The sequence below is a fragment of the Azonexus sp. genome (assembly GCF_030824335.1).
Lineage (GTDB): Bacteria > Pseudomonadota > Gammaproteobacteria > Burkholderiales > Rhodocyclaceae > Azonexus.
The window spans coordinates 69,527-90,506 of record NZ_JAVBXX010000006.1; the positions used below are offsets into that span (position 1 = coordinate 69,527).

15 protein-coding genes and 1 tRNA gene are annotated in these 20,980 nt (G+C 60.2%); 14 read left to right on the forward strand and 2 right to left on the reverse strand.

The genetic code is table 11. The features are described 5' to 3' along the window. Nucleotide 1 precedes the first annotated feature (1 nt). From RCI20_RS02585 to RCI20_RS02625, 9 genes are all read left to right on the forward strand, one after another. A complete protein-coding gene (locus RCI20_RS02585; protein WP_306602966.1) occupies nucleotides 2–1,945 on the forward strand; it encodes an RNA-binding domain-containing protein in 1,944 nt (647 codons plus the stop codon). Nucleotides 1,946–2,005: 60 nt separating this feature from the next. Further along, nucleotides 2,006–3,487: a class I SAM-dependent DNA methyltransferase gene (locus RCI20_RS02590; protein ID WP_306602967.1), complete on the forward strand. Its 1,482-nt coding sequence runs from the start codon at nucleotides 2,006–2,008 to the stop codon at nucleotides 3,485–3,487. A 21-nt stretch (nucleotides 3,488–3,508) separates the two neighbouring features. After that, nucleotides 3,509–3,862, forward strand: coding sequence for a DsrE/DsrF/TusD sulfur relay family protein (locus tag RCI20_RS02595; RefSeq protein WP_306602968.1), 354 nt, complete (start codon nucleotides 3,509–3,511; stop codon nucleotides 3,860–3,862). A gap of 230 nt (nucleotides 3,863–4,092) precedes the next feature. After that, complete coding sequence (fdnG, locus tag RCI20_RS02600) at nucleotides 4,093–7,158, forward strand: formate dehydrogenase-N subunit alpha (RefSeq protein WP_306602969.1); 3,066 nt, start codon at nucleotides 4,093–4,095, stop codon at nucleotides 7,156–7,158. A 12-nt stretch (nucleotides 7,159–7,170) separates the two neighbouring features. After that, nucleotides 7,171–8,067 carry a formate dehydrogenase subunit beta gene (gene fdxH, locus RCI20_RS02605; RefSeq protein ID WP_306602970.1) on the forward strand — a complete coding sequence of 299 codons (897 nt, stop codon included), beginning with the start codon at nucleotides 7,171–7,173 and terminating at the stop codon, nucleotides 8,065–8,067. Further along, nucleotides 8,064–8,684 (forward strand): formate dehydrogenase subunit gamma, encoded by a 621-nt coding sequence (locus RCI20_RS02610; protein ID WP_306602971.1) that lies wholly within the window; start codon nucleotides 8,064–8,066, stop codon nucleotides 8,682–8,684. The genes fdxH and RCI20_RS02610 overlap by 4 nt, the downstream gene beginning before the upstream one ends. Before the next feature lie 80 nt (nucleotides 8,685–8,764). Next, nucleotides 8,765–9,682 carry a formate dehydrogenase accessory protein FdhE gene (gene fdhE / locus RCI20_RS02615; protein ID WP_306602972.1) on the forward strand — a complete coding sequence of 306 codons (918 nt, stop codon included), beginning with the start codon at nucleotides 8,765–8,767 and terminating at the stop codon, nucleotides 9,680–9,682. A gap of 40 nt (nucleotides 9,683–9,722) precedes the next feature. Beyond that, nucleotides 9,723–11,132 carry an L-seryl-tRNA(Sec) selenium transferase gene (selA, locus tag RCI20_RS02620; RefSeq protein WP_306602973.1) on the forward strand — a complete coding sequence of 470 codons (1,410 nt, stop codon included), beginning with the start codon at nucleotides 9,723–9,725 and terminating at the stop codon, nucleotides 11,130–11,132. 143 nt (nucleotides 11,133–11,275) lie between these two features. After that, complete coding sequence (locus tag RCI20_RS02625; RefSeq protein ID WP_306602974.1) at nucleotides 11,276–12,610, forward strand: FAD-dependent oxidoreductase; 1,335 nt, start codon at nucleotides 11,276–11,278, stop codon at nucleotides 12,608–12,610. A 5-nt stretch (nucleotides 12,611–12,615) separates the two neighbouring features. On the opposite strand, the gene glsA is transcribed toward RCI20_RS02625, so the two are convergent. Further along, the gene (glsA, locus tag RCI20_RS02630) at nucleotides 12,616–14,454 is read right to left on the reverse strand and encodes a glutaminase A (protein ID WP_306602976.1); all 1,839 of its coding nucleotides are present in this window, start codon (nucleotides 14,452–14,454) and stop codon (nucleotides 12,616–12,618) included. 250 nt (nucleotides 14,455–14,704) lie between these two features. Here glsA and selB point away from each other — a divergent pair, with 250 nt between their 5' ends. Both selB and RCI20_RS02640 read left to right on the forward strand, forming a co-directional pair. After that, a complete protein-coding gene (gene selB / locus RCI20_RS02635; protein WP_306602978.1) occupies nucleotides 14,705–16,609 on the forward strand; it encodes a selenocysteine-specific translation elongation factor in 1,905 nt (634 codons plus the stop codon). A gap of 5 nt (nucleotides 16,610–16,614) precedes the next feature. After that, nucleotides 16,615–16,710, forward strand: a tRNA-Sec gene (locus RCI20_RS02640). A 32-nt stretch (nucleotides 16,711–16,742) separates the two neighbouring features. Here the strand turns inward: RCI20_RS02640 and RCI20_RS02645 are convergent. Further along, nucleotides 16,743–19,085 (reverse strand): diguanylate cyclase, encoded by a 2,343-nt coding sequence (locus RCI20_RS02645; protein WP_306602979.1) that lies wholly within the window; start codon nucleotides 19,083–19,085, stop codon nucleotides 16,743–16,745. 161 nt (nucleotides 19,086–19,246) lie between these two features. Here RCI20_RS02645 and RCI20_RS02650 point away from each other — a divergent pair, with 161 nt between their 5' ends. The 3 genes from RCI20_RS02650 (at nucleotide 19,247) to RCI20_RS02660 (ending at nucleotide 20,941) form a co-directional block, all read left to right on the forward strand. Next, on the forward strand, nucleotides 19,247–20,056 hold the full coding sequence (locus RCI20_RS02650; protein WP_306602980.1) for a LuxR C-terminal-related transcriptional regulator: 810 nt from the start codon (nucleotides 19,247–19,249) through the stop codon (nucleotides 20,054–20,056). A gap of 83 nt (nucleotides 20,057–20,139) precedes the next feature. After that, entirely contained in the window at nucleotides 20,140–20,574 is a 435-nt protein-coding gene (locus RCI20_RS02655) for a glycine cleavage system protein H (protein WP_306602981.1), read from the forward strand. Then, a complete protein-coding gene (locus tag RCI20_RS02660) occupies nucleotides 20,567–20,941 on the forward strand; it encodes a DsrE family protein (RefSeq protein WP_306602983.1) in 375 nt (124 codons plus the stop codon). The genes RCI20_RS02655 and RCI20_RS02660 overlap by 8 nt, the downstream gene beginning before the upstream one ends. Nucleotides 20,942–20,980 lie beyond the last annotated feature (39 nt).

The following is a 20,980-nucleotide window of genomic DNA, read 5'->3' on the forward strand; positions in this document are numbered from 1 at the left end:
CATGGATGATCTGATCGATATTTCCGAACTCGCTGGCCTGGCTGAAGCCTATGACCTGGAATGCAAGGCAGCCCAGGGCCGGGACGGTCGCGGCGAGGTGCCGGAGGATTTCTGGAAAAGCTATAGCGCCATGGCCAATGCCGATGGCGGGATCATCCTGCTTGGCGTGCAGGAAAAGCCGCGTGGTGAATTCAAGGCCTTGGGCATTGCCGATGTCGAGCGCTTGCGCAAGGCGATCTGGGACAACCTGCACAACCGCAAGCAGATCAGCATCAATCTGCTGACCGAGCAGGCCATTCAGCAGATCAAGATCGATGGCAAGACGGTGCTGCGTATCGAGGTGCCACGCGCGCCGCGTCAGGCGAAGCCGGTGCATCTGGGCAGCAACCCGCTGGGTGGCACCTATCTGCGGCGCTACGAGGGCGATTACCCGGCCGACGATGAAACGGTGCGCCGCATGCTGGCGGAACGGGTCGAGGATTCGCGTGACGAGCGGATTCTCAAGGGTTTCGATTTCAACGATCTGGATATGGATACCGTGTCGGCCTACCGGAACCGTTTTTCTGCCGTCAAACCCGGCCATGTCTGGGCGGATTTGCCGGTGCCGGAGTTTCTCGAACGCATTGGCGCAGTCGGCAAGAACCGGGAGGAGGGCTATTCGGGGATTCGTCTGGCTGGCTTGCTGATGTTCGGGCGCGCCGAGGTGATCCGCGACGCTTTGCCGCATTACATGGTCGATTATCAGGAGCGGCCGGAAGCCAAGGCGGAAAAACGCTGGGTTGACCGCCTGGTGCCGGATGGCAGTTGGTCGGGGAATATCTACGACTTTTTCCGCAAGGTGTATCAGAAGCTGACGGCCGATCTGAAAATCCAGTTCCAGCTAAAGGATGGCCAGCGGATTGAAGACACGCCGGTGCATGAGGCCTTGCGGGAAGCGCTGGTCAATACGCTGATCCATGCCGATTTCTCGGGCCGGGCTTCGGTGCTGGTGGTCAAGCGCCCGGATATGTTCGGTTTCCGTAATCCGGGCTTGATGCGGATTTCACCCGAAATGGCCATACAGGGCGGCAATAGCGATTGCCGCAACCGTCGGCTGCAAACCATGTTCCAACTGGTGGGCTATGGCGATCATGCCGGTTCGGGGATTCCGAAGATTTATAGCAACTGGGCCAATCGGCATTGGCGCCGCCCGGTTCTCTACGAGGTGCGCGAACCGGAACAGACCTTGATGGAATTGCGCATGACCAGTCTGGTGCCGGAGGAAACGATTGCCGAGTTGGAGGCGCATTTGGGCGAACGCTTCCATTCGCTTTCGGATACGGAGCGCATGGCTTTGATTGTTGCCAGTGCGGAGGGTGTCGTGAGCCATGCTCGTCTTCTGGAGGTTTGTACTGAACACCCGGCTGATGTCTCGAAAATACTGGCACGGTTAGCGCGGGATGGGGTGCTTCTGCCGGATGGAGCAGGGCGAGGAATGGTTTATTTCCTACCTTGGCAAAAGGCACGCGAAGATGCCTTGTTTGATCTTAGGGTCGAGATTGCGCAAGCGGTCAAGGGCGCAGGTAAACCACCGGAGTCGATGCCGATACCACCGGGGCTAACGGGTATACCACCGGAGCTTGGCGTCAAACCACCGGAGCTCATGCCGCAATACGTCGATTGGGAGGATTTACCACCGGAGCTTCAGAGCAGCCTAATGGAAATAGCCTCGCCGGCTCGGGAAAACAAACATCTTCCCCGGGAAGAAATGCGCCGGGTAGTACTGAAGCTTTGCCTGGGCCGCTATTTGGGCCGTAGGGTCTTGGCTCATTTGCTGAACAGGGATTCAGATGATTTCCGAAAACGGATTCTTAATCCGTTGGTTCAGGAAAAATTGCTGACCCCTGCATTTGCTTCCAGCAGTAATCCTAAGCAGGCCTACATGGCTACGAATATCCGTTGTTAATTCAAAGTTTTACGTGATCTCTCCGACATTGATGTCGGAGAGAGGAAAAGAATAAATTTCATGAACGCAACCGCATCCATCGTCTCCCGTGTCTGGAGCTTCTGTACCACGCTGCGCGACGACGGGGTCAGCTATGGCGACTATCTTGAGCAGCTGACTTACCTGATCTTCCTGAAAATGGCCGATGAATACGGTCGACCGCCGTATAACCGAAAAATCGGTATTCCCGAAAACCTCGGCTGGGCCAGCCTGAAGGCGGTGCGTGGTGCGGCGCTGGAGGTGCATTACGTGACGGTGTTGCGCGAGCTGGGCAGCAAGCCGGGGCTGCTCGGGCAGATTTTTACCAAGGCGCAGAACAAGATTCAGGACCCGGCCAAGTTGTCACGCTTGATCGACATGGTCGATGAAACCAGTTGGGTGACGCTGGGGGCGGATGTTAAAGGCGATATCTACGAAGGTCTGCTGGAGCGCAACGCCGAGGATACGAAGTCGGGCGCCGGGCAGTATTTCACGCCACGGCCGCTGATCCGGGCGATGGTCGAGTGCATGCGGCCGTTGCCGAACAAGACGATTGGCGATCCGGCTTGCGGTACTGGCGGCTTCTTCCTCGCCGCCTACGATTTTCTGGTGGCGACATATCCGGGCATGGATAGTGAGCAGCGGGCTTTCCTGAAGCACGACACCTTCTTCGGTAACGAGATTGTCGCCGGGACACGCCGTTTGGCCTTGATGAACATGTTCCTGCACAACATCGGCGAGATTGATGGCGACAGCCCGATTTCGCCGAATGACGCGCTGGTGGCCGCACCGAGCCAGACTTTCGACTACGTGCTGGCCAATCCGCCCTTCGGCAAGAAGAGCAGCATGAGCTTCACCAACGAGGAAGGCGAGCAGGAAACCGATGCACTGACTTACAACCGTCAGGATTTCTGGGCGACGACTTCGAACAAGCAGCTCAATTTCGTGCAGCACATCAAGAGCCTGTTGAAGAGCACCGGTCGCGCCGCCGTGGTGGTGCCGGACAACGTGCTGTTCGAGGGCGGGGCAGGGGAAACGGTGCGCCGCAAGTTGCTGGAAACGACCGATCTGCACACTATCCTGCGCCTGCCGACGGGCATCTTCTACGCCAATGGCGTCAAGGCCAACGTGCTGTTCTTTGACAACCAGCCGGCGCGCAAGGAAGCGTGGACGCGGGACGTGTGGGTCTACGACTACCGCACCAATATCCACCACACGCTGAAGAAGAAGCCGCTGGGTTTTGAGGATATGCAGGATTTCATCGCCTGCTACAACCCGCTGAATCGCTACGAACGCAGTGAAACCTGGCACGAGACGGAAAACCCGGAAGGCCGCTGGCGTAAATTCAGTTACGAGCAGATCGTCGCCCGGGACAAGACCAGTCTCGACATCTTCTGGCTCAAAGACAAGAGCCTGGCCGACTTGGATAATCTGCCGGAACCCGATGAATTGGCGGGTGAAATTATTGAAAACATCGAAGCCGGTTTGAGCAGTTTCCGGGCGATTGCCCTTGCTTTACAGTAAGTCTTTTTCCAAGGAATCCCCATGCAAAACATCCTGATCATCATTCACGCCGCGCCCTATGGCAGCGAACGCTGTCTGTCCGCCTTGCGTCTGGCGACGGCGCTGGTCAGTCGGGACGACAAGCCGGTGGTGCGCATTTTCCTGATGTCGGATGCCACGGTGCTGGGGCTGCCGAATCAGATCGATGGCGCGGGTAACGGGCTGCAGGGCATGGTCGAGACGCTGGTCAGTTGTGGTGTCGATATCCGTTTGTGCCGGACCTGCGCGCTGGCTCGTGGCCTGGGTGAATTACCGTTGATTGCCGGAACGCAGATTGGTACGCTGGCCGAACTGGCCGAGGCGACCTTGCTGGCCGACAAGGTCATTACTTTCTGAATCCTGTGGCGGCAACTGGCGCTGACGGTTTTTCGCTGAAACAGCGCGTCGACCGCAGCAGATGAGTGGGGCAATTTGTCCGTCCGTCATTGCGGCAGGACAAATTGTCCCAGTTGCCGCTGACGGTTCAAGTTCCGATTACTGATCGTTCAACGACTTAGCGGTAATGGCATGGTCGTTGCAGTGGTTTTTCCTTGCGACATGGCGTCGCATTCAGGAGGAAAAACATAATGAACATGAACAGGCGGCAGTTCTTCAAGGTCTGCTCCGCCGGGCTAGGGGGGTCGTCCATCGCGCTGATGGGATTCTCACCGACCGCAGCCCTCGCGGAAGTACGCACCTTCAAGCTGGCCCGCGCCACCGAAACACGGAACATCTGTCCGTACTGCTCGGTGTCCTGCGGTGTCCTTATTTACTCGACCGGCGATAAATCCAAGAATTCGCAGGCCGAGATCATCCATATCGAAGGCGACCCGGATAATCCGGTCAATCGCGGCACGCTGTGCCCGAAGGGCGCGGGTCTGCGCGACATGATCCAGAGCCAGAACCGGCTGAAGTGGCCGGAAGTGCGCGAGGCGGGCAGCAAGGAATGGAAGAAGATTTCCTGGAACGAAGCCATCGAGCGCATCGCCAAGCACATGAAGGCCGACCGCGACGCGAATTTCATCGCCAAAAACGATGCTGGCGTCACCGTCAATCGCTGGACCACCACTGGATTCCTCGCATCATCGGCAGCACCGAATGAGGCCGGCTACCTGACCGTGAAGACGATTCGCGCGTTGGGCATGACCTCGATCGACACCCAGGCACGCATTTGACACTCCCCTACGGTGGCCAGTCTGGCTCCGAGTTTCGGGCGTGGTGCGATGACCAACCATTGGGTGGACATCAAGAACGCTGACGTTGTTCTCGTCATGGGCGGCAACCCTGCCGAAGCGCATCCGTGCGGCTTCAAGTGGGTGATTGAAGCCAAGAAGAACCGCAAGGCCAAGCTCGTGGTCGTTGACCCGCGCTTCAACCGCACTGCTGCGGTGGCCGACTACTATGCGCCGTTGCGCTCCGGGACCGACATTGCCTTCTTGGGCGGCGTCATCAATTACCTGGTGGCCAACGACAAGATTCATCACGAATACGTCCGCCATTACACCAACGCGACTTTCCTGATCGATACCGGCTTCAAGTTCGAGGATGGCATCTTCTCCGGCTACAACGAGGAGAAGCGCAGCTACGCCAAGGACACCTGGAAGTACCAGATGGGCGACGATGGTTTTGCCAAGGTCGACGAGACCATGCAGGACCCGAACTGCGTCTGGCAACTGATGAAGCAGCACTATTCGCGCTACACGCCGGAAATGGTGGCCAAGGTTTGCGGCACGCCGAAGGAAGCCTTCCTGAAAGTGTGCGAATACATCGCGTCGACCGCAACAGCGGACAAGACGATGACCAGCCTGTATGCACTGGGGTGGACCGAGCACTCGGTCGGCTCGCAGAACATCCGCTGCATGGCGATCATCCAGCAACTGCTCGGCAACATGGGCATGGCTGGCGGCGGCATCAACGCCTTGCGCGGTCACGCCAACGTCCAGGGCATCACCGATTTCGCGTTGTATGCGCAGAACCTGCCGGGTTACGTTTCGGCGCCGACCGATGCCGATCCGGATCGCACCACTTATCTGACTAAGCGCACGCCGAAACCGCTGCGTCCGGGCCAGATGAACTTCCCGCAGAACTTCCCCAAGTGGCACACCAGTCTGGCCAAGGCTTGGTGGGGCGACGCCGCGAACAAGGATAACGACTTCGCCTACGACTACTTCCCGAAACTGGGCGGGGCGTCGGATGTGCTGTCGATCTTCAACGCGATGTATGAGGGCAAGGTCAACGGCTTCTTCTGTCAGGGTTTCAACCCGCTGGCTTCCGTAGCCAACAAGAAGAAGGTCAGCGACGGCCTGTCCAAGCTGAAGTACATGGTGGTGATGGACCCGTTGGCGACCGATACCTCCGAGTACTGGAAGCCGCACGGCGAGTTCAATGATGTTGATCCAGCCAAGATTCAGACCGAGGTCTTCCGCCTGCCGACCACGCTGTTCGCTGAAACCGCCGGCACTTTCACCAACTCCGGCCGCGTCATCCAGTGGCGTTGGAAGGCGGCGGATGGTCCGGGCGAGTCGAAGGACGACACCGAGATCATGGCGGCACTGTTCCTGAAGTTGAAGGAAATGTACGCCAAGGATGGCGGCGCCTTCCCCGATCCGATCATGAAGCTGACCTGGGCCTACAACCAGCCGGCCAAGCCGTCGCCGGAAGAGTTGTTGCGCGAAATCAACGGCAAGGCACTGGCCGACGTGCTCGATCCGAAAGACCCGACCAAGGTCCTGGTCAAGGCCGGTGAACAGTTGCCGAGCTTTGCCATGCTGCGCGACGACGGTTCGACTGCCTGCGGTAACTGGATCTATTGCGGTAGCTGGTCGCAAGCCGGCAACAACACCGCCAAGCGTGACAACAGCGATCCGTCCGGCCTCGGCCAGACGCTGAACTGGGGTTATGCCTGGCCGGTCAATCGCCGCATCATCTATAACCGCGCTTCGGCCGATCCGTCGGGCAAGCCGTGGGATCCGAAACGGACCTTGCTCAAGTGGACCGGCACGGCCTGGGGTGGCAACGACATCCCCGACATGCGTCCGGATGCCGCGCCCGACCAGAACGTCATGCCCTTCATCATGAATCCGGAAGGCGTGGCGCGTCTGTTCAGCCGCGAGCTGATGGCTGAAGGTCCGTTCCCCGAGCACTACGAGCCGTTCGAAACCCCGCTCGACAACAATCCGATGCACCCGAAGAACCCGAAGGCAATCAGCAATCCGGCTGCCCGCGTGTACAAGGGTGATATGGAAGCGTTCGGCAAGGCCAAGGACTTCCCGTACGTGGCGACCACTTACCGCCTGACCGAGCATTTCCACTACTGGACCAAGCAGAGCAAGATCAACGCGATCATGCAGCCGGAACAGTTCGTCGAAATTGGCGAGGAACTGGCGAAAGAGAAGGGTATTGTTGCCGGCGACAAGGTCAAGGTCCGCTCCAACCGTGGCTTTATCCGGGCGGTGGCAGTGGTGACCAAACGCATCAAGGCCTTCGACATCGACGGCAAGAAGGTGCACACGGTCGGTATCCCGATCCACTACGGGTTCAAGGGGGCGACGAAGCCTGGTTTCATCACCAACACCCTGACGCCGTTTGTCGGCGACGCCAATACGCAGACGCCGGAGTACAAGGCGTTCCTGGTCAACATCGAGAAAGCGTAAGGGAGAGCTGATATGGCACTGCAATCGCTAGACATCAAACAGCGCTCCGCGACGACGACGCCCTCCACGCAAGTGCGGGAAACCATCGAAATCGCCAAGCTCATCGACGTATCCGCCTGCATCGGCTGCAAGGCGTGTCAGGTGGCTTGCTCGGAGTGGAATGACATCCGCGACGAAGTCGGCAACTGCCACGGCGTCTACGACAACCCGATGGATCTGACGGCAAAATCGTGGACGGTGATGCGTTTCACCGAGGTCGAGCAGAACAACAAGCTCGAGTGGCTGATCCGCAAGGACGGCTGCATGCACTGTTCCGACCCCGGTTGCCTGAAGGCCTGTCCGGCCCCGGGCGCCATCATCCAGTACAGCAACGGCATTGTGGATTTCCATCAGGAAAACTGCATCGGCTGCGGTTACTGCGTGACCGGCTGTCCGTTCAACGTCCCGCGCATCTCCAAGGAAGACAGCAAGGCCTACAAGTGCTCGCTGTGTTCCGACCGGGTGGCCGTCAACCAGGCGCCGGCCTGCGCCAAGGCCTGCCCGACGGGGGCGATCCAGTTCGGCAGCAAGGAGGACATGAAGGACTACGCGGCCAAGCGCGTCACCGACCTGAAGGAACGTGGCTACGAGCAGGCGGGGCTGTACGACCCGCAGGGTGTTGGCGGGACGCACGTCATGTACGTGCTGCACCACGCCGACAAGCCTGATCTGTATGCCGGCCTGCCGGCCAATCCGTCGATCAGCCCGCTGGTTTCGCTGTGGAAGGGCTTTGCCAAGCCGCTGGCGACGCTGGCGCTGGCTGGCGTCGCACTGGGTAGCCTGTTCCACTATGTGACCAAGGGTCCGAACGAAGTCTCGAAAGAGATCGAGGACGAGATCGAGGCTGAAGACAAGGAAGGTGCAAAATGATCCGCGATCCGAAAGACCTCAAGCGTTACGAGCCTAGGGAACGGGCCAATCACTGGGTGGTGGGCATCAGCTTTATCCTGCTCGCCCTCTCTGGTCTGGCTTTCTTTCACCCGGCCTTCTACCCGCTGACGCAGCTATTCGGTGGCCCGACCTGGGCCCGCATCATCCATCCCTACCTCGGGGTGCTGATGGCGGTCTCCTTCCTTGGCCTCTACCTCCGCTTCAAGCATCTGAACAAGATGACGCCGGCGGACAAGGAGTGGCTATCGAAAGCGCAGAACATGATTGATGGCAACGACCACGACATGCCGGAACAGGGCAAGTACAACGGTGGCCAGAAAGTCATGTTCTGGGCAATGGCCATCTGCATGCTGCTGATGACGGTATCGGGCATCTTCATCTGGCGCGCCTGGTTCGGCCTGCCGGTGGAGCTCGTGCGGCTCGGTGCCGTTGTTCATGCCGCCGCTGGCGCCGTGATGATCGGTCTGATCATGGTTCACGTCTATGCCGCGATCTGGGTCAAGGGCACCATCCGCGCCATGTGGTACGGCACGGTAACCCGGGGCTGGGCCAAGCAGCATCATCGTGGCTGGTACCGTCAAGTAACGGGCAAATAACCGGAACGATTTAGCTTTACCTTGCGTTTAGGGGGCTCTGCGGAGAACATTCTCTGCATCCCCCGTTTTTTTGAGTTGCCATGCACAGCCAACCGATTGATTTCCATCCGCCGGCCGAAGACGCCGCGCCTTTCTTGTTGCCAGCGACAGCCAGCCTGTTTGCCGAGCGTGCTGACCGCTTCGCCGCGCTCGCCGTCGGCCATAGCCTGGGTGACTGGCTGGCTTTCCTCGGCCAGTTGAGCCAGGCTCAGCAAGCAGCCCTGAATGCCTTGCCCGAACTTTCTCTGCCGGATGCCACCGCGCTCGAACAAGCGCGTACGCATGGCATGCCCCCGTTGAACGTGGCTGCTCGTCCCGTCGCCTGGCGCGATGTACTGCGTGGCATGGCCGGCGAACTTGCCACGACGGCGCCCAATGGGGCCGCCAGTGTTCTGGCAACGTTGGCCAAGGCCGACGATGCCCGCCTCGACAAACTGGCTGATACGCTGCTGAGCGGTGAGCCGGAAGCCGGCGACGTCGCCGAATTACCTTTTGTTGCCGCAGCGTTGCAGGTGGTGTTCACCCGCCTTGCCAGCCAGCTCGACGTCAAGCAATTGCAGCCACTCGACGTTCACGCCGTTTGCCCGTGTTGCGGCAGCCCGGCGGTCGCCAGCGTTGTCCGTCTGGGATCGGCGATCAACAACCTGCGTTACCTGCATTGCAGCCTGTGCAATACCGAATGGAACGTCGCCCGTGCCACCTGCACGACCTGCGATACCGACAAGGCGGTTGCCTTGCAGGAACTCGAAGGCAGCGAGCTGAAAAATGCCGGCGCGGTGCGCGCCGAGACCTGCGACGCCTGCAAGAGTTACCTGAAAATCGTCTATCAGGACAAGGACCCGCAAGTCGATCCCGTGGCCGACGATCTGGCGACACTGGCGCTCGACATGCTGGTCGACGAGGCCGGCTACCAGCGTTCCGGCCCGAATTTTCTGCTCATCGGTGCCTATAGCGGCTAAACCGGTTGATTAACCTTTCTGCCCGGTCCGGGTGAAAGCCATGAACGAAAAAAGACATCTTCCTGCGGTCGACCGCGTTTTAAGCCAACTTTCCGATTTGATCGAAGCGCATGGTCGCCAGCCGGTCACTGCCTGTGTGCGCGCCGAATTGGCCGCTGCCCGCGAAGGTTTGAAGCACGGGCTGCCTTTGCCGGAGAACGGGGCCTTGCTCGCCGCCATCGGCCGCCGTGCGGCAGAGGCTGGTCGGGCCAGATTGCGCGCCGTCTTCAACCTGACCGGCACGGTGCTGCACACCAACCTCGGCCGTGCCCAACTGGCCGAAGAAGCCATTGCCGCGATGGTGGATGCAGCCCGTTCGCCCTGCGCGCTGGAGTACGACCTTGCTTCCGGCGGGCGCGGTGACCGCGACGATCTGGTTTCCGGCCTGTTGGCCGAACTGGTGGCTGGCGGCTCACCGGCGAATTTTGGTCAATACGCTGCGACCATCGTCAACAACAATGCCGCCGCTGTGCTGCTGACGCTCAATGCGCTGGCCCAGGGCAAGGAAGCAGTCGTCTCGCGTGGCGAACTGGTCGAGATCGGCGGCGCCTTCCGCATTCCCGACGTGATGCGCCGGGCGCAGGTCAAGCTGCACGAAATCGGCACGACCAACCGCACGCACGCCAAGGATTTTCAGGAAGCGATCAACCCGAAAACGGCGTTGCTGATGAAAATCCACACCAGCAATTACGCGGTCACCGGTTTTACGGCGGCGGTCGACGAGAAAATCATTGCCGAAATTGCCCACGCTGCTGGTTTGCCGTTCGTCGTAGACCTCGGCAGCGGCACGCTGACCGACTTCGCGGCGCTCGGTTTACCGGCCGAGCCGACGCCGCAGCAGGCGCTGGCGGCCGGGGCCGATATCGTGACTTTCTCCGGCGACAAGCTGTTGGGCGGCCCGCAGGCCGGGCTGATCGTCGGTCGCAAGGACCTGATCGCGAAGATCAAGAAGAACCCGCTGAAACGCGCTTTGCGCGTCGGCAAGACGACGCTGGCCGCGCTCGAAGCGACGCTGCGCCTGTACCGTGACCCGGACCGGCTGGTTGAACGCCTGCCGACCCTGCGCTTGCTGACCCGGCCGCTAGCCGATATTGCCGCGCAGGGTGAACGCCTGCTGCCGGTGATGCAGACGGCGCTGGGTACGCTGCTGACGGTCAGCGTCGAGCCATGCAGCAGCCAGATTGGCAGCGGTGCCTTGCCGGTCGAACGTTTGCCATCGCTGGCGCTGGTTTTCCGGTCGACGGCAAAAAAACCGGGAAAAACCTTGTTGACCGTGGAAAATGCGTTCCGCGGCCTGCCGGTGCCGGTCATCGGCTACATCCGCGACGATGCCTACCATCTCGACCTGCGCTGCCTGGAAGCGAAGGACGAGGCCCGCTTCGTCGCGCAACTGGCCCAACTGAAATTCTGATTTTTCCGGAAATGGCCCGGTGTTTCACCGTGCCGGGCGGTCCGCGTACCGCCCGCCATTCCCGACCCTCGGCGCCCTCGGGTGCCACCCTGTAAATCCGGGCATCTCCGTGCCCGGGTGGTTTTTTGAATGGAGACAACCACATGACTATCAATCGCCGGCAATTCCTTGCCGCCAGTGCCGCGCTGGGCACGGCGGGCGCCATCGCAGCCCCGAGCAGCCCGCTGCCTTTCCTGATCAACATGCAATCCGATCCGCTGCTGCCGAAAACAAGCGCCAAACGCGTCGTCGTCTGCGGCGGTGGCTGGGGTGGCGTGTCGGCCGCCAAGCACCTGAAATTGCTCGATCCGACACTCGACGTCGTACTGCTGGAACGCAATCCGGTGTTTTTCTCCTGCCCGATGAGCAACAAGTGGCTGGTCGATGTGGTCGATACCCAGTTCCTGACCTTCAGCTATCTGGAAGTTGCGCAGAAGTACGGCTATACCTTCGTGCAGACCGAAGTCACCGCCTTCGAACGCGACAAGAAGCGCGTCATTACCGCGCAGGGCTGGCTGGACTACGACTATCTGATCGTCGGCGCCGGCATCCGCTACAACTACGAAGCCTGGTTCGGCAACGACCGCAAGGCGGCCGACTACACCAAGGCGATGTTCCCGGCCGCCTACATTCCGAACGCCGAACATTTCCGCCTGAAGCAGAGCATCCAGAACTTCAAGGGCGGCGATCTGGTGATGACGCTGCCGCCGCCGCCGCACCGCTGCCCGCCGTCACCGTACGAACGCGCCTGCTTGATCGCCGGCCTGTTCAAGGAACGCAAAATCAAGGGCCGGATCACCATTCTCGACCCGAAACCGAGTCCGATGCCGATCACCGGCGGCTTCCAGGAAGCCTTCGAGAATCTGTACAAGGACCAGATCACCTACGTGCCGAAGGCGGTGATCAAGGAAGTCGATCCGTTCAACAAGAAGATCAAGACCGCAGTCGGCGACTTCAGCTTCGACCACAGCATCCTGATGGCGCCGCACCAGGCTGGCGACATGGCCTGGAAGGCCGGCTTGATCGGCAAGAACGCCGAAGGCAAGCTGACCGGCTGGGCCGGTGTCGATCCCTTCTTCCTGAACATGAAGGACGATCCGGATGTCTATGTGATCGGTGATGCCGTCGGTGCCGTCTCGCCGCAGTTCAATTTCTACCCGAAGGCCGGGCACGTTGCCAACGCCCACGCCAAGATCGTCGCCAAGTACATCGCCGAACGCGTCAAGGGCCGCGAGCCGAAGTACGCGCTGCCCGACAACCTGTGTTTCATGATGGTGAACACCAAGCCACGCGAGGATGTCGCAGTGCGCTTCAAATACTGGGTCAACGACAAGGGCGTCATCATCCAGGATCAGGACGATGACAACCTGCGCCGCGAAGAACTCGTGACCGAGGACTTCGCGTGGGCCGGTCGGATGTACGAGGATATGTTCGGTTAATCAACTCAGTTCTTGAAGGCTGCAATTTCCCGGTTGGAACGGCGCAGGTTGTCTGAAATCTGGCAGGCGAGCCGTTCCAGTAGCCGGATTTTCAGTTTTGGTCGTTCTGTTTCCAGCCGGTCGAACAAGGCGCGGTCAATGACCCGATAGACGACCGGTGTGTGGGCGAGTACATGGGCTGAACGCGGTGCGCCGTCGATCAGCCCCATCTCGCCAAAGCTCATGCCCGCGACAAAAACACCGACGCGTTTGCCGGATTTCCCGCTCGGCTCCGGCAGGCGCACTTCCACCGTGCCGGAAAGCAGCAGGAAGAGCGATTCGGCGTTATCGCCGGCTTCGATAATGCATTCACCGCTTGCCGCGTCATGCGTCGGCATTTCGCGTGCCAGCCAGGCCAGATCGTCGGCAGGCAGGCCGCGTAGCAGGTGGGTGTTGCCAATCTCGACGGGCGGTGCCTGATCCCAGTCTGGACCGATCAACTCGGCGAGCAACTGGTTCTCGCAGTACTCAAGCGCGGCATCGTCATCGGCATGCAAAGGCAGCTTGGCGATCGCCGGTGCGAGGGCGAGCAGGCGGCTGGCCGGGCATAGATGCAGCTGGACGCCCTGATTTTCCAGGCTGTCCTTCAATTCTTCGAACAGCTTGCGTGTCACGTCATCCAGACTGGCAACATTGCGGCAATTGAGAATGAGGTACTGGCAATAGGGGGCCTGCTTGAGCGCGGCGCGAATCACCGTCTCGGTGGTGACGAAATTGAGTTCGCCCTGCAGTTCGAGCAGTCGAATGCGGTGCCCGCTGCTCAGCAGGACCTGCCGTGCCTCGGGCGCACGCTGGCGTCGCGACGCCACCTGGCTGGCATCGTAACTGAGCCGGATACTGGCCGGGAGTTGTGGGCCATTGGCGAACAGATGCAGGGAAAGGTCGTGCGAGAGGTCGGTGCAGACCCGTATGCCACGGGCGCTGTTTCCCTGGGCATCCAGCGGTGGCGAGAAAACGCCGATCCCGAGCTGGCCGGGGAGGGCAGCCAGAACACCGCCGCCGACACCGCTCTTGGCCGGCAGGCCGATGTGGTACAGCCATTCACCGGAAAAGTCGTACATGCCGCAGCTGGCCATGACGGAAAGTATGTTCTCCACGTATTCCGGGGCGATGGCCTGTTCGTGGGTCAGCGGGTTGCGCCCGTGGTTGGCGAGCGTCGCGGCAATCACTGCGAGATCGCGGCAATTGACCTGGATGGCGCATTGCTGGAAATAAGTTTCCAGAATTTCCGTCGGCTCTTCGTCAATGATGCCGAAATTGCGCAGCATCCAGCCAATGGCCCGGTTGCGGTGGCCGGTGTCGCTTTCCGAACGATAAACGGCTTGATCGATGCTCAGTGGCCGTCCGGCACAGGCGGAGAGATAGGCCAGAATGCGCTCGATCCGCGAACGCCCGTCGCGTTTCTGAATCTGGCCGCAGGTGGCGATGGCGCCGGCATTGATCATCGGATTGAACGGCGCGCCGCTCTCCGCTTTCAGGCTGATTGCATTGAATGCGTCGCCGGAAGGTTCGACGCTGATTCTGGAGAGAATGAAGTCTTCGCCCCGATCTTCGAGTGCCAGCCCGTAAGCCAGTGCCTTGGAAATGGATTGAATGGTGAATGTCTGGCGCGTATCGCCGACTTCATAAACATGACCGTCGCGGGTGGCGAGGCTGATGCCGAACCAGTGGGCATTGGCGTTGGCCAGCTCGGGGATGTAGTCGGCGACTTCGCCGTCGTCGAGCGCAGCGTGTCGGGCGTGCAGTGCTTTCAGGTAATTTTCGATGGGCGATTGGGCGGGATGCTTGGCGGTATTACTGGACATTGCACGGCTCGATAGTTGTCATGCCAAATGTTTAAGCAAGAGCCATTCCAAAACGCCTGTCCCGTGTATCGGTGCGTTGGGGATGTCTGCGCGGTCTGCGCTGCTGGAATCGCACCAGGCTGGTGCTTTTGCCGCTGTTGCGCTTCATGACGAGGCGCCTCCTGCCGACTGGCGCTGATGGCATAAAATGCTTGTCCGGCCTGTGGCATGGGTGCCGGAGGTTTTCAAATACATCGAAAGGTAATTGCGCATGATCATCGGCACCGCCGGCCACATCGACCACGGCAAGACAACGCTGGTCAAAGCCCTGACTGGCGTCGATTGCGACCGCCTGAAGGAAGAGAAAGCGCGTGGCATCACGGTCGATCTCGGTTATGCCTACACGGCTACGCTGGGTTTCATCGACGTGCCGGGCCATGAAAAGCTGATCCACAACATGCTGGCCGGCGCCACCGGCATCGACTTCGCACTGCTCGTCATCGCGGCCGACGACGGCCCGATGCCGCAAACGCGCGAGCATCTGGAAATCATCGAGTTGCTCGGTATCCGGCGCGGTGCCGTGGCGCTGACAAAAATCGATATTTCTCCGGTCGACCGCATTAATCAGGCAAAAAGCGAGATCGTCGAGTTGCTGGCCGGTACTACGTTGGCCGATGCGCCCATCTTTCCGGTCGCCGCGTTGAGCGGCGAGGGCATCGCGGCACTGCAGGCGCATCTTGAAGTAGCGGCCGCCGAGCGCGAAACGCAGCGCGCCGGCGGTGGTTTCCGGCTGGCGGTGGATCGTTGCTTCAGCTTGTCCGGCGCCGGCACGGTGGTGACTGGAACGGCCTTTGCCGGCTCGGTCAAGGTCGGCGATCAACTGTTGCTGAGTCCGCCGAACAAGCCGGTTCGCGTGCGCAGCCTGCGCGTGCAGGACGCGCCGGCGGAAGTCGGTCATGCCGGGCAACGTATCGCGCTGGCGCTGGCCGGTATTGAAAAGGCGGAAATCGCGCGTGGCATGTGGGTCCTTGCGCCGGCCTTGCATGCGCCCTTGCGGCGGTTCGACGCCAAGATCCGCATCCTTTCCGCGCAGCCCGCACTCAAGCACGGTGCGCTGGCCCACCTGCATCTGGGCGCCGAGGATGTGCTGGTCCGTATCGCCTTGCTCGGGGCAGAGGAAATACCGCCCGGCGGCGAAGACTGGGCGCAAATCAGTCTCGAGCGTTCAGCTGCCAGCAGCGGTGCCGAGGGAGAAATCGCCGCCCTGGCCGGCGACCGTTTCATCCTGCGCGATGCCGGCGCACGGCACACCATCGGGGGCGGTGTCGTGCTCGATATTTTCCCGCCCAGTCGCAAGCGGCGCAGCCCGGAGCGCCTGGCCATGCTCGCTGCGCTGGCCGATCCCGATCCGGCCGTTGCGCTGTTGCTGGCCGCCGAACGACAAGCTGCCGGGGTCGATCTGGCAGCCTATGCGCTGAACCGCAATCTGGATGCCGACACCCTGAGCGAACTGTGCCGTCGCTTGCAACTCAAGCTGGTCGGAACGACGGCCTTTGCACCGGCCGGCTGGCTGGCGCTGGAAAATCGCCTGTTCGCGGCGTTGACCGCAGAACACGAGCGGGCGCCGGATCTGACCGGCGTCGAGCGCGACCGTCTGCGCCGCCTGACCATGCCGACACTCTCCCGGCCGGCCTTCGATGCCTTGCTGGTCGAGCCACTGCAAGACGGCCGTATTGCCCAGACCCATGCCTGGCTGCACCTGCCGGAACACCGCGTGCAACTGGCGCCAGCCGACCGCGACCTTTGGCTGACGTTGCAACCGGCGCTGGCCGCCGACCCGTACAACCCGCCGCGCGTGCGCGATGTGGCGAAAGCCAGCGGCATTGCCGAAGACACGGTGCGTGCGTTGTTCAAACGCATCGCCCGACATGGCGATGCCTGGCCGGTGGCGCACGATCATTACTTCACGGCGCAAGCCGTTGCCGAACTGGCGCAGCACGTCGCCCGGATCAACGAACGTGATGGTTGCGTTCGCGCAGCTTCCTTGCGCGATGCGATCGGCGGCGGGCGCAAAGTCGCCATCCACATTCTCGAATTCTTCGACCGTATCGGCTACACTCGCCGGGTTCGTGATACCCACGTTTCACGTGGAACGCCGACGCAATTCGGTTCATGATCCACGGAAGAGATCGTTCCCCGGTGGGGCGGCCGGTCTTCAAAACCGGCAGGGCCTGTCAAACAGGCTTGGGTAGGTTCGACTCCTGCTCTCTTCCGCCAATCCTGCCAAATAGCTGACAAACCAATCCGGCTTATACCGGCATCGCCACCCGCACCCGGTTCCGGCCGGTATTTTTCGCTTCGTAAAGCGCCTCATCGGCACGCGACAGGGCGGTTTCAGCCGTTGCATCATCGCCATGCAGCACCGTGATGCCGATGCTGACAGTGATGCTGAGGATTTGGCCATCATGCTCGATCGGCGTCTCGGCAATCTTGCTGCGCAGACGTTCGGCAAATGTCTCAGCCGCAGCCAGATCGGCATCGAGCAACAGGATGGCGAACTCTTCACCCCCCAAACGTCCTGCCGTGTCGATCTTGCGCAATTCGCCTTGCAGCGTGCTGGCAAACTGCTTGAGCACCGCGTCGCCGGCAGCGTGGCCGTAGCGGTCATTGACCCGCTTGAAATGGTCCAGGTCGAGCATCAATACGGCAGCACGCGTGATGTCCACGCGTTTTAGACGAGCGAGTTCGTTGTCCATTTGCCCCATGAAATAACGCCGGTTGAACAATCCGGTCAGGAAATCCGTGGTGGCCATGGCGACCAGTTCGGCTTCCAGGCGTTTACTTTCGGCGAAATCCCAGGCCAGGTCGGCGAGCAGAGAAACCGCCTGCATGTCGTCCTCGGTGTAGGGCGTCGGTTTGTTGCCGACACCGAGAATGGCGACGATAAGCCCCTTGCGGAATACCGGTACGACCATTTCACGCAGCAGCGCAGCATGCCCCGGCGGTAGTCCGCGTTTGTTTTCCTGCGTCGCGTAGTCGTTGTGGATCACCGGGCGGCGCAGATGCACGGCTTCGACCCAGATGCCTGCTTCATCGACGTTGTAATGGCGGCCGCTGCCCTCGGCCTTGCAATAGTCGCGCTGGGTGCGGGTCGACCAGGTTTGCAGTGACAGCGTTTTTTGGTCGGCTTCAAGGAAATGGTAAAAGCCGATCGGGCTTTCGGTCAGGTTGCCGGCTTCATCGAGTGTTGCGGTGAGCAACTCGTTCATGCTGTGGTCGCTGGCGAACTCCATCAGTCGCATCCGTGCCGCCCGGATGTCGCGCGTCCGCTTCTGCTCGGTGATGTCTTCGCCGATGGCCTGCAAATGGGTCAGGTTACCGGTGCTATCGAAGAAAGCCCGGTCAGTCCACTGGGTCCAGCGTGTTTGCCCGTTTTTGCCTTGCGCACGATGTTGACCGTGCGCGGCGACCGGGTGTTCCGGGGTCAGGGCAGCAATCCGTGCCTTGACTTGCTCCTTGTCCGCCGGATTGGGAATGAAATCCAGCCGGTGTTTTCCGGGAATTTCGCTGGCTGGCACGCCGAGGAAATCGGCATACGCAGCATTGCCGAAAATGATTCGTGTGTCGGGTAGGTAGCGCACGACCAGCATGGGCGTATCTTCAACCAACTCGTGATACAGCGCTTCCTGGTGGGCGATGTATTCAGTCGCTTTCTGGCTGTTTTGCCAGGCCCGGTACTGGACATGCGCTGCGTAAATCGAAGCAATGAGGAAGAGCAGCGCAATGCTGAGCAGCTTCAGTGAGTCGTTGCGCCAGTGTTTCAGATAGTCCGTTGAGGATAGACCGACGGACACATAGAGTGGCAAATCCTGCAATTTGTGGAAGGTGACGGTGTGGTTCTGGAAGTCAGGGCCACTGCTGCGGAAGGTGCCTTTGCTGGCGCCGGCGTTGAACAACGCCTGCTTGGCCGGGTCTGCATTTTTTTGCCCGATGAAACGTTTCGTCGCGTCCAGCTCGGGGTATTGGGCAATCAGTCCGAATTCGTGGTCGCGTAGCGACACGATGCCGCCGGGGCCAAGGTTCAGCGAAGCAAACTGCTGTGACAGGAAATCCAGGGCCAATGCCGCGAAAATCATGCCATCGAAGCTACCATCTGGCAGGTCGATTCGGCGGGCCAGCACAATGACCCATTTATCGTTGATCCGGCTGATTTGTGGCTTGGAAATGAGCAGTCCGGCGTCCGGATTGTTCTTCAACTGGGTGAAGTGCGGGCGATCGGACAGATTGACCCTGTCCTGCTGGCCTACGTCGTTGCCTGAAATCAGAAAGCCATTTTTGTCGGTCAGGCGGATGGCGTCAGCCTCGGGCAGCCGGGCACGGATTTGCTCGATGTGCCCGTTCATCAATGCTGGGTTCCTGTGGTGCTCCGCATGGTGAATCTTGTGGATATCGAGCAGTGCCAGCAGCGACACATCGACCCGCTTGATGTTGTTGACCAGATTGCTTTCCAGAACCTCGGCCAGATTCTGCGTGGTGGTTTCGGCACGTTCCTGGTATTGACGGTAGCCCAGATAGGCCGATGTCGCGGCCAGCAAGATCACGAAAAGGTTGATTACAAGAACAGTCGCTGTCAGTCGTAAGCGGTAGGTCATTGATGGTCGGGCGCTGTCTGGTACATGAGGGAGAGTGGGCCTGGCTGGAGCATCGTTTCGAGGGGCCGGATTTTATGGTTCAAAAGCCGGTCTGTCTGTCAGCTATGCCCTACGTAGGCTAAAAGTAGTAGGATTTCTGACAGGGAGGCGAACGAAAAATCATGAAAAAACAAGAATCAGAATTCAGTTGTTCGCAGGCCAGGATAAACGAGCGCGCGGCCAGAGCCCTGGATGAAATCGGGGCAAATATTGCGGTGCTTGATCAGGATGGCGTGATTGTCACGACCAATCGTCCGTGGCGTGAATTTGCCGCCGCCAATCGATTGCTTGATGGATCGTTGCCGGCAAATACGGATATTGGCAGTAATTACTTGGCGATTTGTCTGGCGGCCAGTGGGAGCGTTACGGAGTGTGCCCAGGCTGTCCATGATGGCATACGGGCCGTTCTGGATGGCCGGCGCAGCAGTTTTTCCCTTGAATATCCGTGTCATGCGCCTGAGCAGCAGCGCTGGTTCATGCTTACCGTCAAACCCATCCGCCGCTCGATGCCCAGGGAGGTGGTTGTGATTCATGTGGATGTGACGGATCGCTACCAGGCAGAAATTGCAGCGCAGGCAAAACAGGAAACACTGGCGTTTGCGCTGGCGGAATTGCAGGGTATGGCAGGGAAAATCCGGCATTCAATGGCCAAGGACGCGCCGTTCAGTAAAGCTGAAGGTGTTTTCCATCATCCGGAAAAAAGCCATCGCGATCAGGTTCATGAGCGGCTCCGATCCTTGTCAAAACGTGAAATGGAGGTCTTCATGGCGCTGGTGCGCGGCGAACGCAACGCCGAAATTGCCGAACGCTTGCAGGTCAGCAACAAGAGCATTTCCACCTATCGGGCCCGGATCATGGACAAGCTTCGCGTCGAGAACAACGCACAACTGGTGCGGCTTTCTTCGGCGGCTGGCCTGATTGGTGCGGAATAACTAAACTCTCCGCCTGACTTGGCTCCCGGCATGCATTGGCGGGTTGGTCGTTTCCCTTTGATTTTCTCGCGAAGCCCTGATTCATGCCCCACATTCCTTTCACCGGCAATATTCCCGATGATCGCCTCTATTGCCCTGAGTACGACATGTGGGTGCAGGAAATCGACGGTGGCGAGCAACTGATCGGCGCGACTCGCTTCGGCATTTTTCTGGCTGGTGAGATCATTGCCTTTACCTGCAAGCCGAAAGGTGCCGAAGTGGCGATTGGGCGCGGCATGGGGACAGTCGAGTGCCGGAAGACCGTTCTTGCGGTCCACGCCCCGATTTCCTTCATTTTGCTCGAAGGCAACGATGCCGCCGAGGAGCAGCCGAAGCGGGTGAATCTCGACCCCTACGGTGCCGGCTGGATGGCTCGAGTGCGGGCGACGCACTGGGTGGCGGAAAAAGCTGGGCTGGTCGATGCCGCAGCATATCGTCGGCACATCCTGACGATCGAGCCGGAGGCGAATTTTGTCTGAGCAACTGGCCATTCTTATCTGGGCGGCGACCCCGGAGCGTCCCGAGCTGGTGGTTACGCCACTGGTCCATGCGCTGGCAGCGCGGGCACTCGATGCCCGGGTGGAAATCCACTTTGCCGGGCCGGCAGTCCGCTGGTTGGTTGAAGGCTTGGCCGATACGGCATGGCCGAGCGCCAGCCGCGACAAATCGGTTGGCGATTTCCTGCGCGAAGTCGCCGCCGAGGATGTTCGTTTACTGGCCTGCGGCATGGCTCGGGCGGCCTGGGTGGGAGAGCATGAGTGTCTGGTGGCGCAGGCTGCTTCGGCTGGTGCCACGGCTTTTGTGGCGCGGGTGCTCGACCCGCATTGGCACACCCTGACTTTCTGATTGTCGCGGCCAGTGATCGATTTCCCCATTAAGATCAGC